The organism is Luteimonas sp. FCS-9 (assembly GCF_001014645.1).
In the GTDB taxonomy this organism is placed as follows: domain Bacteria; phylum Pseudomonadota; class Gammaproteobacteria; order Xanthomonadales; family Xanthomonadaceae; genus Luteimonas.
Window position 1 is genome coordinate 20,474 of sequence record NZ_LASZ01000005.1, and the last position, 13,449, is coordinate 33,922.

Annotated in this window: 16 protein-coding genes, 1 tRNA gene and 1 other RNA gene; 6 read left to right on the forward strand and 12 right to left on the reverse strand. The window is 69.3% G+C overall.

From position 1 onward, the window contains the following. The first annotated feature begins 183 nt into the window (after positions 1-183). Positions 184-2,016: a PAAR domain-containing protein gene (locus WQ56_RS05895; protein WP_082132225.1), complete on the forward strand. Its 1,833-nt coding sequence runs from the start codon at positions 184-186 to the stop codon at positions 2,014-2,016. 8 nt (positions 2,017-2,024) lie between these two features. Beyond that, on the forward strand, positions 2,025-2,675 hold the full coding sequence (locus tag WQ56_RS18010; protein ID WP_082132240.1) for a DUF2931 family protein: 651 nt from the start codon (positions 2,025-2,027) through the stop codon (positions 2,673-2,675). A gap of 167 nt (positions 2,676-2,842) precedes the next feature. Here WQ56_RS18010 and WQ56_RS05900 read toward each other — a convergent pair whose 3' ends face one another. Together WQ56_RS05900 and WQ56_RS19030 are read right to left on the reverse strand one after the other, a co-directional pair. Next, positions 2,843-3,076, reverse strand: coding sequence for a hypothetical protein (locus WQ56_RS05900; RefSeq protein ID WP_156170392.1), 234 nt, complete (start codon positions 3,074-3,076; stop codon positions 2,843-2,845). A gap of 314 nt (positions 3,077-3,390) precedes the next feature. Continuing rightward, positions 3,391-3,558 (reverse strand): hypothetical protein, encoded by a 168-nt coding sequence (locus WQ56_RS19030; protein ID WP_197076442.1) that lies wholly within the window; start codon positions 3,556-3,558, stop codon positions 3,391-3,393. Positions 3,559-3,808: 250 nt separating this feature from the next. Here WQ56_RS19030 and WQ56_RS05905 point away from each other — a divergent pair, with 250 nt between their 5' ends. Continuing rightward, positions 3,809-4,978 (forward strand): zinc-dependent alcohol dehydrogenase, encoded by a 1,170-nt coding sequence (locus WQ56_RS05905; RefSeq protein ID WP_047136179.1) that lies wholly within the window; start codon positions 3,809-3,811, stop codon positions 4,976-4,978. Between the two features lie 58 nt (positions 4,979-5,036). On the opposite strand, the gene ffs is transcribed toward WQ56_RS05905, so the two are convergent. The 8 genes from ffs to WQ56_RS05940 all read right to left on the reverse strand — a co-directional run bounded on the left by ffs (position 5,037) and on the right by WQ56_RS05940 (position 9,601). Beyond that, an RNA gene (gene ffs / locus WQ56_RS18015) (signal recognition particle sRNA small type) lies at positions 5,037-5,133 on the reverse strand. Positions 5,134-5,230: 97 nt separating this feature from the next. Beyond that, complete coding sequence (locus WQ56_RS05910; RefSeq protein WP_047136180.1) at positions 5,231-5,788, reverse strand: hypothetical protein; 558 nt, start codon at positions 5,786-5,788, stop codon at positions 5,231-5,233. Next, positions 5,785-6,231, reverse strand: coding sequence for a molybdenum cofactor biosynthesis protein MoaE (locus WQ56_RS05915; RefSeq protein ID WP_047136181.1), 447 nt, complete (start codon positions 6,229-6,231; stop codon positions 5,785-5,787). Before WQ56_RS05915 ends, WQ56_RS05910 begins: the two co-directional genes overlap by 4 nt. Position 6,232: 1 nt before the next feature. Then, positions 6,233-6,475 carry a MoaD/ThiS family protein gene (locus WQ56_RS05920; protein ID WP_047136182.1) on the reverse strand — a complete coding sequence of 81 codons (243 nt, stop codon included), beginning with the start codon at positions 6,473-6,475 and terminating at the stop codon, positions 6,233-6,235. Further along, complete coding sequence (moaC, locus tag WQ56_RS05925; RefSeq protein WP_047136183.1) at positions 6,472-6,990, reverse strand: cyclic pyranopterin monophosphate synthase MoaC; 519 nt, start codon at positions 6,988-6,990, stop codon at positions 6,472-6,474. The genes WQ56_RS05920 and moaC overlap by 4 nt, the downstream gene beginning before the upstream one ends. 75 nt (positions 6,991-7,065) lie before the next feature. Then, positions 7,066-8,088 (reverse strand): GTP 3',8-cyclase MoaA, encoded by a 1,023-nt coding sequence (moaA, locus tag WQ56_RS05930; RefSeq protein WP_047136184.1) that lies wholly within the window; start codon positions 8,086-8,088, stop codon positions 7,066-7,068. Then, positions 8,085-8,843, reverse strand: coding sequence for an MBL fold metallo-hydrolase (locus WQ56_RS05935; protein WP_047136185.1), 759 nt, complete (start codon positions 8,841-8,843; stop codon positions 8,085-8,087). Before WQ56_RS05935 ends, moaA begins: the two co-directional genes overlap by 4 nt. After that, the gene (locus tag WQ56_RS05940; protein WP_047136186.1) at positions 8,843-9,601 is read right to left on the reverse strand and encodes a 3-deoxy-D-manno-octulosonic acid kinase; all 759 of its coding nucleotides are present in this window, start codon (positions 9,599-9,601) and stop codon (positions 8,843-8,845) included. The genes WQ56_RS05935 and WQ56_RS05940 overlap by 1 nt, the downstream gene beginning before the upstream one ends. 19 nt (positions 9,602-9,620) lie before the next feature. On the opposite strand from WQ56_RS05940, the gene WQ56_RS05945 reads away from it, so the two are divergent. Continuing rightward, on the forward strand, positions 9,621-10,733 hold the full coding sequence (locus WQ56_RS05945; protein WP_231583363.1) for a glycosyltransferase family 9 protein: 1,113 nt from the start codon (positions 9,621-9,623) through the stop codon (positions 10,731-10,733). Between the two features lie 27 nt (positions 10,734-10,760). On the opposite strand, the gene WQ56_RS05950 is transcribed toward WQ56_RS05945, so the two are convergent. Both WQ56_RS05950 and WQ56_RS05955 read right to left on the reverse strand, forming a co-directional pair. Then, a complete protein-coding gene (locus WQ56_RS05950) occupies positions 10,761-11,171 on the reverse strand; it encodes a DUF6165 family protein (RefSeq protein WP_047136188.1) in 411 nt (136 codons plus the stop codon). A gap of 388 nt (positions 11,172-11,559) precedes the next feature. Then, a tRNA-Ser gene (locus WQ56_RS05955) sits at positions 11,560-11,650 on the reverse strand. Between the two features lie 285 nt (positions 11,651-11,935). On the opposite strand from WQ56_RS05955, the gene WQ56_RS05960 reads away from it, so the two are divergent. Together WQ56_RS05960 and WQ56_RS05965 are read left to right on the forward strand one after the other, a co-directional pair. Next, positions 11,936-13,231 carry a sigma 54-interacting transcriptional regulator gene (locus tag WQ56_RS05960; RefSeq protein ID WP_052772872.1) on the forward strand — a complete coding sequence of 432 codons (1,296 nt, stop codon included), beginning with the start codon at positions 11,936-11,938 and terminating at the stop codon, positions 13,229-13,231. Continuing rightward, entirely contained in the window at positions 13,228-13,440 is a 213-nt protein-coding gene (locus WQ56_RS05965) for a hypothetical protein (RefSeq protein WP_047136189.1), read from the forward strand. The genes WQ56_RS05960 and WQ56_RS05965 overlap by 4 nt, the downstream gene beginning before the upstream one ends. Positions 13,441-13,449: the final 9 nt, after the last annotated feature.

The following is a 13,449-nucleotide window of genomic DNA, read 5'->3' on the forward strand; positions in this document are numbered from 1 at the left end:
CTGCGCGTCGGTACGGCGAGGTTGAGAGCAGGTCGCACCGCCAATCGGCTGGAGCGAACTGGACGGCTCTTGGACGGCGCCGATGGCGCCATTGCAGATCAACGCCTTCGTCGCGCAGCCCGCTGCGGGCCCCTGCCGGCTGCGGTAAAGTCCGGCCATCACAGGACGTGAGGAGGCGGTGTCGTGGCAAGACACCTGATCGTGGTCGGCGATCCGACCAGTGGCGGCGGCGTGGTCGTCAGCGGTTCGCCGTTCACCGACATCGAAGGCAAGCCGGTCTCGCGCATCAACGACCACGCCACGTGCCCCAAACACAAGGGCACCTTCCCCATCGTGACCGGCGACCTGACGCTCGTCATCGATGGCCAGCCCGTCGCGCGCGATGGTGATCGGCTGGCTTGCGGTTGCAGCGTGCTGTCCAACAAGCAGTATCGCGTGTTCATCGATTCGGGCGGCAATGTCGGCCGTGCGGCAGCCGGGGTCGGCGGCCTGTTCGCCGCCTCCCCCGCGCCAGCGCCCTTGGAGACACCACTGCAGGCCTCGTCCGCACCGGCGGAGGAACCGACCACGGCGGTGACATTGCGCATCGGCGTGTTTTTCGACGGCACCAACAACAACGCGTCCAACATTGCGCTCGGCGCGCAGTGCCGGGCCTCATCGGCCGACGCGCTCGGCCAGGACGCCGAGGACCGCGCCGCGATCGCCGAGCACTGCCGCCCTTACATGCTGAAGCCGGGCAGCAGCTACGACAATGGCATTACCAACGTGGCGCGGCTGTACGAACTGTATGAGGACAGTTCGAGCGAGTCATGGAGCGAAAGCGACACCAGCTACTGTATTCCGATCTACGTGGACGGTATCGGCACACTCGCCGGAGAAGCGGACGACTTGCTGTCCCAGGGGCTGGGAACCGGACGGAGCGGCGTGTTGGCGCGGGTCTCGGAGACGATGTCTCGAAGTATTCCAGAGCAACTGGCAGCCTTCGTCGCGAACGCATCCGGCGCAGAGGTGGAGGCGATCGAGTTTGATGTCTTTGGTTTCTCGCGGGGCGCGGCCGCAGCACGACATTTCGTGCATGAGGTCAATCGCAAGGGGCATGGCCCCTTGGCAGGTGCGCTACTGGGCAGCGGCGTGCGCTACACACCTGACTTCGAGTTCGTCGAAAGCGTAAGTGTGGAGTTCGTCGGGCTATTCGATTCAGTCTCGGCGATCGGCAGCCTGGCCGATGGTTTGAACGTGCGCGACGGCCGGACGGGAGGCGTCCAGATGGCCTTGCCGGCAGGATGCGCGCGCCAAGTCGTCCATCTCGTGGCCCGAGACGAGCGGCGAGCCAACTTCATGCTGACCAGTGCGGACCCGCCCCATGGGGATATTGTGCTGCCTGGCGTGCATTCCGATATCGGTGGCGGCTATCACCGCGACCGCGAGGGGCCGTTGCTGCTGACAAAGCCTGTCGGCTTCGACGAGCCTGCCGAAGGGCTTGCGCCCGGGCAAGCGCCAGATCGCGGCCAACTCGAGCGCAGTCGGGCGTTTCGCCGAGCGGCAACGGAGTGCGCGCGTTGGCGCGAGCAACTCGACGCCGACGCAGAGACGGTGCGGGTGGAGGTGTGGCACCAATGGCAGTCGCGGCGTCGCGCAGGCAGCCACAGCGTGCAGCCCGATCGAGCGCTGCGAATCTATGCCGCAGTCAGCCTGGAGCGCGCAGTGGATTGGCGCTACCAGCTGATTCCGCTGAGATTGATGCATCGGAAGGCGAGCGAAGGTGGCGTACCTTGGAGGCAATCGCCAGACGATGTGCCCGATATGAGCCTGACGGACGAGCTCCTTCCCTTGGCTGACAAGCTGATCAACGGCCAAGCTTTGATCAAACAAGAAGAAGCCCTATTGAGAAGGAAGTACCTACATCAGTCGTCCCACTGGAATTATGCACTTGGGCGCAATCCCGTGTCGCTTGAACTGGTGTACGCCAGTCGTCCCGATCCAAGCGGTCAACGAAACATTCTGCCGAATCGATGAGACAGGCTATGAAGCGAATTGGAATTGGTGCGCTACTCGCGCTGTTGTTGGCTGCCTGCGCCTCGGGGGCCGCGAATGCGCGACTGCCTTACGAGGCATGGCGGCTTGGATTTCTCGCACCGCACTACATGGAAGTATGGACCGAGGATGCAGCGATCGAAGATGTCCGCGGCCGTGTGTTCTCGGGCTATCGAAGCGGCACCGTGGCCGTGGCGCATTCCGGCGACGCTGCCGGTTGGCCCGTCACCCAGAGCATGGGTAAGGGGCGGTATGTCGTCGGCGCCGACTTGCCGCGGCGCATCCATGTCCGCTGGCAGTCGCTGGTGGAGCCGCAGACCTATCGGATCACATTGGACATCCCCGACGAGATGCGTGCGTTGATGCTGGAGAAAGCCAATTCGATCGCGGTGCCAGGAAGGCAGGAATATCGCAATGCTGTCGTCGTCGGGCTGGCACCTGGCGGCTGGGTCAAGGTCTGGGTGAAGAGCCCTGGAAGCGAGCGGATCGAAGCGCTTTGCCAGAAAGCTGAAGTTGAACCCAAAGGACCGGACCAGGGCGCACACGGAGGTCGTTACGTCACCCTGCCACCGAAAGTAAAAGCCTACATCGACCAAAATCCCGTGCCCTACGATTCCTGGAAATGCCCAGAGAACGCGTAATCGGCGCTGGGCTCCGGCGTGCGTTGAAGCCGACGTGGCGTTCGGTTTGCTCACGGCATAGCGGCTGAATCAGCTCCTGCGCCACGAGCATGCGACGAGGCGAAGCGGAACCGCCCGCGCGAGATACGCGGGCGGTTCGCAGACCGCTTGGTAGGCGAATCCATCAATCAATGGATGACGCAGTAGCCGCTTGTGTCGAAGGTGCACTCGTACAGGAAGCGCCACTCGCCGTTCTGACACATAAAGACGCGCTGACCGTTCAACAGGTCAACGGATCCGATCACTCCATTGGCCGTGCACTCGCTCGCAGGTGGCGTCTCAAGCGCCTGAGACGATGCTGTTCCGATCGTGAGCGACAGCCCGATTGCCAGGGTGCCTACCGCTTTCGTCAAGGCCTTCATCTGCATTCTCCATGAGTTGACGTGATGTGGCGTAGGCGATCTGATTGTCTCAGCGCGCGGATACGCCGCGAGACAATCTCGTAGGTCAACCAAAGCAAGAGAATCAGAGAACTACTTGGTTGAGAGTAAGAATAGTCCTACGTGCATGCATCGTCTGATTGACAGAGGCATCGCCACTTCGAAGCGTCTGTCGTGATCGCTGCATATTGAAGCGCATCAGACATCTAGCCTCACCGCCTTTACAGTGACCAATCCATGGGCACGATGCCGCGCCGCCAAGCGTCCGTCCTTGGACGCTCGGTCGAGCCTGGCGCTTATTCCTCCTCTTCCTGACCAGGACGATTCTGGTTGCGCTCGTTTTCGCCCTGGCGCTGGTCACGGCCGCCCTGCTGACCACCACCCTGCTGGCCGCCTCCCTGCTGGCCGCCCTGCTGCGGATTCTGGTTCTGGCCTTCGCGCTGGTTCTGGTTGTTCGGACTCATGCGTCGTCTCCATGCGGCGGACATTCGCCACGTTGACGACGCTGCGCCGGCCGACGTTAGTTGGGCGCGAGGATGCTGCATTCAGGGTCGGCGGAATCTTCCGGATTCGTGAATCCGCCACGCGGGGCGACCAAGCGCCCATCAGGCGCAACGCAATCTTGCGCGCGCGGACAACGCCAAAGTCATCGCCGATCACGCCGCATTGCCGCCGCGGCTGGTTGCATCCGGGCTTTGCCCCTAAGGAGATGCGATGAAAGCCCTGACCTATCATGGCACGCGGGACGTCCGGGTCGAGACGGTGCCCGATCCCGTCCTGCGCGAACGCGACGACATCCTGCTGCGCGTGACCGCCACCGCAATCTGCGGCTCGGACCTGCATCTGTACCGCGGCAAGATTCCGGAGCTGCACGACGGCGACATCCTGGGCCACGAGTTCATGGGCGTGGTCGAGGACGTCGGGCCCGACGTCACGTCGGTGCGCAAGGGCGACCGGGTCGTGATTCCGTTCGTGATCGCCTGTGGCGACTGCTTCCATTGCCGGCTCTCGGAGTTCTCCGCGTGCGAGACGACGAACACCGGACAGGGCGCGTCGCTCAACCGCAAGGGCATGCGGCCGCCGGCGGCGCTGTTCGGCTACAGCCATCTGTACGGCGGCATCTCCGGCGGCCAGGCGGAATTCGTGCGCGTGCCCAAGGCCAACGTCGGCCCGCTGGTCGTGCCGGAGGTGTTGAGCGACGAGCAGGTGCTGTTCCTGTCGGACATCCTGCCGACCGGCTATCAGGCGGTCCTCGACGCGAATGTCACGAAGGGCTCGACGGTCGCGATCTTCGGCGCCGGTCCGGTCGGGCTGATGGCGGCGGCGTGCAGCCGGATGCTGGGCGCGGAGCGCATCTTCATGGTCGACCGTTACCAGTACCGGCTCGACTTCGCGCAGGCCACCTACGGCGTGATCCCGCTGAACTTCGAGGAGATCGACGATCCGGCCGACGTGATCGTCTCGCAGACCGACGGGCGCGGCGTGGACGCGTCGATCGACGCAGTCGGCTTCGAGGCCAAGGGCAGCAAGGCCGACACGTTGCTGACCGGCCTCAAGCTCGAGACCAGCAGCGGCGCGGCAGTGCGGCAGTGCATCGCGGCGACGCGGCGCGCGGGCACGGTCAGCATCCCGGGCGTGTATGCAGGCTTCATCCACGCGTTCATGCTCGGCGATGCGTTCGACAAGGGCCTGACCTTCAAGATGGGACAGACCGACGTGCAGCGCTACATGCCCGAACTGCTGACGCGCATCGGCGATGGCGACCTGCAGCCGGACGTCATCATCTCGCACCGGATGAAGCTCGAAGACGCGGCGCGCGGCTACGAGATCTTCGACGGCAAGGATGAGGACGATGCTTGCCGCAAGGTGGTGCTGACGCCCTGACGGTGTCGCGGCGCCGGCCATGCCGGCGTCGCGCCTGCACGGCCCCCACATGGCGATGGCCCCGCCGACTGACCTCGGCGCCCGCATCGACCGATACCGTTGCTGCCTTCCGGCCCTGGCGGGATTTTCGATCTAGCGTCGCGAGGGGCCGACGGGGCCACCATGGAGACGTACGCCGGGCAGGCCCGGCCCCGCGTCAGCGGGAGGGGGATTCTAGCAGGGCCGGCGCGCCTGCGCCTATCCGTTGCCGCCTCATTCGCCCCGCTCCACCACCGGCACGCCGTCGTGCTGACGGAAGCGGATCGCGTAGGACAGCCGCACGGGCGTCGGCGTCTCGGTCGCGTCCGCAGCGCTGCAGGGATCGCTGCCGTCGAACCCGTCCGGCGCGGTGCACAGCGCGGCGGGCCAGTAGGTCCAGGCGCGCACGGCGGCCAGCGTCGGCGCCACGAACGCGGCGCGATCGGGCACGTCGCCGGGCATCGTGCAACGCGCATCCGCTCGCTCGGCGGCGGCCGTCACCTGGCCCTGGGTGCCGACGACGACATCCACGCAGACCTCGACCGGCGGCAGGCGCAGCGGCAGCAACTCGGCGGGATAGGCCGGCAACGCGGCGGGTTGTTCGAGCGTGGGATAGACGAAGCGCTGGTGGCGCCCGAGGGCCATCCGGTGGGTATCGCCCTCGGGCGCCAGCAACGCGGCACCGACCTCGCCGCGCGCGGGCGGCGCCGGCGGCGGTTCCGGCGGCACCGGTACGCTCGCGCAGCCGGCCAGCAGCAGGGCGAAGACGCCAGGCGCCGCCGTCCGTGTCACTGCGGCGCCCCGTCCCCTGCCGGTTCGGGATGCAGCCAGGTGGCATCGCCGTCCGCGTAGCGCTCGTGCTTCCAGATCGGCACGCGGTCCTTGATCTCGTCGATGATGTAGCGGCAGGCATCGAACGCCGCGCCGCGGTGCGGGGCGGACACGCCGACCCACACCGCCATGTCGCCGATCGCCAGGTCGCCGATGCGATGCACGCACACGGCCTCGCACAGCGCGAAGCGCGCGCGGGCCTCGGCGAGCACCTTCGCGCCCTCGGCCTGCGCCAACTCGACATAGGATTCGTAGCGCAGCCCGAGCACCGGGCGGCCGTCGTTGTGGTCGCGCACCCAGCCTTCGAAGCTGGCGAAGGCGCCGGCGCGATCGTGCTGCAGCCGCGCGCGCAACGGGACCAGGTCGACCGGCGCGTCGGCCAGCCAGAAGTCGCGATCGGTCATTTCAGCCTCCGCTGACCGGGGGAATGAAGGCGATCTCGCTGTCGCCGCGGACCGCATCGTCCCAGCGCGCGAACGCGCCGTCGACGGCAACGCGCAGGCGCTCGGCCGGCAGCGCGAAGCCGTGCTGTGCGCGTACCTCGGCGTAGAGCGCGCGCAGGTCGGGCGCGGTGGTCTGCCAGGTCTCCTCGCTGCGGCCGGCGGCATCGCGCAGGCTGGCGAAGTACAACAGTCGAACGTCGGTCATGGTGCGGCACCTCCCTCGATCGTGCCGACGTCGCGCTTGCCGCCGCGCTTGCCGACCAGCTTCGCCGGTCCGAGCACGATGGCGTGCGAGAGCGCCTTGCACATGTCGTAGACGGTCAGCGCGGCGACGGTCGCGCCGGTCAGCGCTTCCATCTCCACGCCGGTGCGGTGGGTGGTCTTGACGGTGCAGTCGATGCGCAGCTCGCGCTCGCCGCACCAGTCGATCGCGATCCGCACGCCGTCGATCGGCAGCGGGTGGCAGAACGGGATCAGCTCAAAGGTGCGCTTGACCGCCATCGTGCCGGCGACGATCGCGGTGTCGACGATCCCGCCCTTGGCGCTGCGCAGGCCGCTGGCGCGCAGTTGCGCGGCGACCGGCGCCGGGAACCGGATGCGGCATTCGGCACTCGCGGCGCGGGCGGTGACGGTTTTGGCCGAGACGTCGACCATGGTCGGCCGGCCGTCGGGATCGATGTGGGTCAGCGTCGGGGACGCCGGGGTTCTGCTGCGGGCCATTTCGCCTGCGTCGTGACTGCGGAACCCGGATGGTACCGGCCCCGGTGTCCGGCGTCCCCTCACGGGGTGCTCCGCTCAGCCGCCGACCAGGAACATTTCGACGTGCCGGCGCGGGGCGCGGGTGCTGCCGCGCAGTTCGCTGTAGCGGTCGGCACGGCGCGACCACAGGTCGGTGAGCCGGGACGCGAACGCGGCCTCGCCCTCGGCCAGCCAGCCGCGCAGCGGCTGCCCCTGGCCGGCGAACAGGCAGGTGTAGAGGCTGCCGTCGGCCGAGACGCGGGCGCGATGGCAGTCGCCGCAGAACGGCGCGGTCACCGAGCTGATGAAGCCGATCTCGCCGGCGCCGTCCGCATAGGCGTGCCGCTGGGCGACCTCGCCGCGGTAGTCGGCATCGAGCGCGCGCAGCGGCCAGCGCGCCTGGATGCGCGCGTGCAGTTCGCGCGAGGGCACCACCAGCGCGCGGTCCCAGCCGTTGCAGGTGCCCACGTCCATGTACTCGATGAAGCGCACGACGTGGCCGGTGCCGCGGAAATGCGCCGCCATGCGCTCGACCTCGTGGTCGTTGACGCCGCGCTGCACCACGCAGTTGAACTTGATCGACGAGAACCCGGCGCGTTCGGCCGCGTCCACGCCTGCCAGCACCGCGTCGATGTCGCCGCGCCCGCCCGACAACTGGTGGAACAGCGCCGGATCGAGCGCATCGAGGCTGATCGTCAGGCGCCGCAGGCCGGCGTCGCGCAGCGCCTGGGCCTGGCGCGCGAGCAGCGAGCCATTGGTCGTCATCGCCAGGTCCTCGATGCCGGGGACCTTGGCCAAACGTTCGATCAGCGACGGCAGGTGCTTGCGCAGCAGCGGCTCGCCGCCGGTGATGCGCAGCTTGCGCATGCCCAGCCGCGCGAAGCCGCGCACCAGCGTCTCGATCTCGTCGAACGACAGCCGCCCGGCCTGGTCGAAACCGTAGTCGTCGGGCACGCGATCGGCGGGCATGCAGTAGCCGCAGCGGAAGTTGCAGGCCTCGATCACCGACAGCCGCAGGTCGTGCAGCGGGCGGCCGAGGCGGTCCAGCGGGGCCTGGGGCAGTTGCGGCAGGGCGCTCATGCGCGCACATCCTGCGCGTGCGCCGGTGCACGCAGCGCGAACCGATCGCCCGGGCGCGCCACGCGATGGCCGCGCGCGCGCATCGCCTCGCCGTCGGCGTCCGATGCGTAGTGGTAGAGCACGCAGCGGGCGAGCAGCGCGGGCGGATAGTCGCGTTCGAGATCGTCGATGCCGCTGTGCGACGGATTGCCGTGCAGGCCGCAGTCGTGGGCGACCAGCTCGTCGCGGTCGGCATAGCGCGCGAGCATCTCCGGAACGGGCCGCGTGTCGCCGCTCCACACCAGGCTGCCGGGCAGCCGCAGCCCATAGGCCGTCTCCGGCCAGTGGTGGCGCACCGGGAACACCTCCAGGCGCACGCCGTCGTGCCAGAAGGCCTCGCCGACCGGGATCAGCCGGAACGCGTCCCAGAAGTTCGCGCCGCCTTCGGCGAGCACGTTGGGATAGTCGCCCACGCGCCGGTGCAGCAGCGGCACCACCGGGGCCGGCACATACAGCGGCATCGCGCCGCGACGCGCGGGATCGAAGTAGCGGTCGACGAACAGCCGCTCGAAGCCGCCGACGTGGTCGAGGTGCACATGGGTGACGAACAGCGCGCGCGGCGCCTCGCCGTAGCGATCGAGATGCGCGGTCAGGCCTTCGTTGCCGCAGTCGATCGTCAGCCACGGCGCGCCGTCGCGCTCGATCGTCGCCATCGGCGAGCCCAATGCGACCGCCGACGCGTTGCCGACCCCCAGGAACCGCAGTGCCCAGTCCATCAGATGCCCCGGCTCCAGAGCACGTCGTAGGAGCGGCGCAGGCGCGCGAAATCCGCCGCCACCGCGTCCTCGCTGCGCGCCCCGCGCAGCTTCTGCAGCGAGCGCTCCAGCCGCGCAAGGTTGCGCGCGCGCCAGCGGGTCTCGGGAATGCGCAGGCGGCCGCGGTCGAGATCGATCAGCCAGCCCTTGCCCAGGCCGTCGAACAGGATGTTGTGGGCGTTGAGGTCGGCATGGTCCAGCCCGGCGCGATGGAAGCGCGCGATCAGGCGGCCGGTCTGCTCCCAAGGCGCGTCTTCAGGCGCCTGCGCGACCAGATCGGCCAGCGAGCGCACGTCGACCAGCCGCTCGATCAGGATCCAGGCCCGGTAGGTGAGCCCGCGGCGCAGGTAGCTCGCGGCGATGGGCTGGGGCACCGGCAGGTCGCGCTGCAGCAGTTCGCGCAGCAGCCGGAACTCGACGAAGCTGCGCACGCGCGGCCCGCCGCGCCACAGGTGCAGGTCGCGGTTGACGCGGCCGACCATGCCGCCGCGCAGGTACTGCCGCAGCACGCACGGCCCGTGCGAGGCGTCGATGAACCACGCGCCGCCGCGCCCGCTGCCCGAGACCCGCTGCGCGCGCTCGCCCCACAGCGCCGGATCGAACCAGCGCGGATCGGCTTGCCGCAGCTGCGTGCCGTCGAACAGAATGGCGCCGTACTCGCCCGCGCGACCGTCCGCCGGAATCGGCGTCAGGCTTTCGCTGGGGTCGAATCTGTTCATCCAGCGAGTTTACCAAGCCTTGGCCCCTGCCCCGCCCGTCGCGCCCCCCGTTTCCGCCGGACCGGCGCCTGCTTTCAGGCCCCGTTCCGTGTGCCTGCTGCGCCTGTCGGCGCTCGGCGACGTGACCCACGTGCTGCCGTTGATCGAGACGCTGCGCCGCGCCTGGCCCGACGTCGCGCTGAGCTGGGTCATCGGCAAGGGTGAGCATCGCCTGCTCGAAGGCCTGCCGGGCGTGGACTTCGTCGTCTACGACAAGAAAACGGGGCTGGCCGGCATGCGTGCGATGCGGCGCGAACTGCGCGCGCGCCTGGGCACGGCGCGCCGGTTCGACGCGCTGCTGCAGATGCAGGTCGCCGCGCGCGCGAACCTGCTCTCGGGCTTCGTGCCCGCGCGCCGGCGCGTGGGCTACGACCGCGCCCGGTCCAAGGACCTGCACGGCCTGTTCGTCAACGAGCGCATTCCCGACCGGCCCGGCATCCACGTGCTCGACGCGATCGGCAGCTTCTGCGAGCCGCTGGGCCTGCGCCAGGACGCGGTGACCTGGGCGATGCCGGTGCCCGACGACGCGCACGCCTGGGCGCGGGCGCAGTGGGACGACGACGGCCGGCCGGTGCTGATGATCTCGCCGTGCTCGAGCCACGTGCGCCGCAACTGGTATCCCGACCGCCACGCCGCGCTCGCCGACCACGCCGCGGACGCCGGCTGGCGGGTGGTGCTGTGCGGCGGCCGCAGCGAACTGGAGCGCCGTACGGCCGACGCGATCCTGGCGGCGATGCGGCACGAGGCGCTCGACCTGGTCGGCAAGGACACGCTCAAGCAGTTGCCGGCACTGCTGGCGCGCGCGCAGCTGCTGGTCACGCCCGATTCGGGGCCGATGCACATCGCCAACGCGATGGGCACCAAGGTGCTGGGCCTGCACGCGGCCAGCAACCCGGCGCGCAGTGGCCCGTACTCGGACCGCCGGTTCTGCGTGGACCGCTACGACGACGCCGCGCGCCGGTTCCTCGGCAAGCCGGCGGCGGATCTCAAATGGGGCACCAAGATCGAGTTCGACGACGTCATGGCGCTGGTCACCCTCGACGACACGATCCAAGCGTTCGAGCGCCGGCGCGCCGACCTCGGGCAGGCTTGAGCGGCGGGTGCTGCCCCGCGGGCGCAGTCAGGGCGCGGCGTCGCCCGTGCGATAGTCGGCGTAGGACTTTTCCTCGACATAGGCCGAGCCCAGCGCGAGGTTGATCGCCTTCTTGATGCGCGCGCGCTCGTCGTTCTCGATGTAGACGCTGCGCGCCAACTGCACGAACGCCTCGTCGAAGGCCTGGGCCTTCTCCTTGAGCCGGATCTCGTCCTCGATGTCCCACAGCCGCTCGTTGACGGCCTTCAGGTCGGCGCGCAGCCGCACGATGTCGTGCCCGGCGCCCGGATGCGCCATCCAGGTCTGCTCCAGCGCGGTCAGCTCCCGGCGCACGTTGGCGAGCTTGGCGGCATCGGTCATGCGCTCGGACTTGATCTGCAGGATCGAGATCTTGTCGAGCAGCTCGCCGAAGGACACGGGCACGGAAATCTCGGACATGGGGGCTGCCGGAACGGACGGGCCGGCCAGTGTACCGCTGCCGCGGAGGGGCCGCGGTGGGCGATGCCGCGTGGATTCGGCCACGATCGAAGAGCACGACGCGTATCTCACCTCCCCCGCCTGCGGGGGAGGTCGGCGCCAACAGGCGCCGGGTGGGGGCACGGGCTTTGCGCGAACACGGGCTTTGCGCGAAGAAGCATCCCCACCCAACCCTTGAAAGGCGCAATGCCCCGCAAGCGGGGGAAGGCACCAAAACGCAGCACGGCGCGCGAGTGACCTCCCCGCACGCGGGGGAAGGCTTCCCTCTCGCGCCTCGTGCGGCCGGGCCGGACGTACGCGAAAACCCACAAAAAAGGGCTGCGTCCAGGACGCAGCCCCTTGTCGATTCTGGCGGAGAGGGGGGGATTCGAACCCCCGAGGCGCTATAAACGCCTGCCTGATTTCGAGTCAGGTACATTCAACCACTCTGCCACCTCTCCGGTGGTCCCGGGCCTGCGTGCAGATCCCGGGGGCGCAATCATACGGGGGCCGTGCTTGGCCGACAAGCGGGCGACGCCGGACGCGGAGGCCGCTCGATTTCAACAGGCGCGTCGAGGCCTCGACGCGAACCCCACGCGCGACGCACGGCGTTCGGCAGCCCGCCGCCCGCGCCCCGTCCGCATGGCCGGCGCATTCACGCCATGCCGCCTGGCCGCCCTGCACCCTCCACGTCCCATTAACCGCCAGCTGACTAGGGTCATTGGCCTCCAGTACGGACGAACGTCATGCCACAACCCACCGTGCTGATCCTCGACGACGACGGCACGTTCTCCCGCGCCGCCGGACAGCTTGCCTTCGCGGCCGGGTTGCGCGTCCAACTCGCCGAAACGCTCGCCGAGGCCCGCGATTTCCTGTCGCGCGCCCGTGCCGACCTGATGCTGCCCGACCTGCAACTGCCCGACGGGTCCGGCCTCGACCTGCTCGACGACATCGACCTGGCCGAACATGGCCAGATCGCGGTCGTCACCGGGCGGCCCACGGTCGAATCGGCCGCGCGCGCGGTCGCCTCGCCGGTGATCGAATACCTGGTCAAGCCGCTCGACCCCACCCAGCTGCGCCGGCTGATGGAGCGAGCGGTCGCGCGCTACCGCCCACCGCGCTCGCCCGACGTGCCGGCCGCGATCGGCGACATCGCCGGCAACTCGCCGCAGATCCGCCGCGTCGTCGACCAGGTCCTGCGCATCGGCGCCACCGACGCGCCGGTGCTGGTGTCGGGCGAGCACGGCACCGGCAAGACGCTCGTCGCACGGGCGCTGCACACCGCCAGCGGGCGCAAGGGGCCGCTGGTCACCGTGGACTGCAGCGCGACCACGCCCGAGCGACTCGCCGCCGACCTGTTCGACGACGGCGACGGCCTCGGCGACGCCTTCCGCCGCGCCGCGGACGGGACGTTGTTCCTCGCCGACCTCACGGCGATGCCGATGCCGTTGCAGGCCCGGCTGCTGCGCGCGCTCGAGGACGGCACCGACCGGTCCGGCCCGAGCGCACGGCTGGTCGCGGCCACGCACCGCGACCCGCACGAGGCGATGCGCGAGGGCACGCTGCGCGACGATCTCTACCATCTGCTGGCGGCACTGCCGCTGCCGGCGCTGCGCGACCGCGACGAGGACGTGGCGGTGCTCGCGCACCTGTTCGTCGACAAGCTCAACGCGCACTACGGCCGCAGCAAGCGGCTGGCCGCCGGCAGCGAGTCCGGGCTGCTGCGCCACGACTGGCCCGGCAACGTGCGCGAGCTGCGCAGCGCGGTCCAGCGTGCCTACCTGCTGCAGGAAGGCGACGAGCTGTACGTGCGGCCGAGCCTGCCGAGCGAGACGGTGCTCAAGGAGTCGGAGACCTCGATCATGTTCTCGGTCGGCACGACGCTGGCCGAACTCGAGCGTCGCGCGCTGCTCAAGACCCTGGCGCACTTCAACAACGACAAGACCGCCACCGCGCGGGCACTGGGCATCAGCGTGCGCACCGTCCACAACCAGCTCGCACGTCTGGCCGGGCAGGACGCCGGCCGCAAGGCCGCGCCGTGAGCCCGCCCGGCCCGCAGCCCGGCGGCGCGGACCCCGACTGGCTGCACGCGATGCGCAACGCGGCCAATGCGGCCGCGATTGCCGCCGCTGCGGTGCGCAGTGCGCTCGAGGCCGGCGACCAAGCACGCGCGGCCCGGTTTCTCGACGAGGCCGACGCCGCGTGCGGGCGCATGCGCACGTTGCTGACGCCACCCGCGAGCCGCGGCTGAGCGCGCACG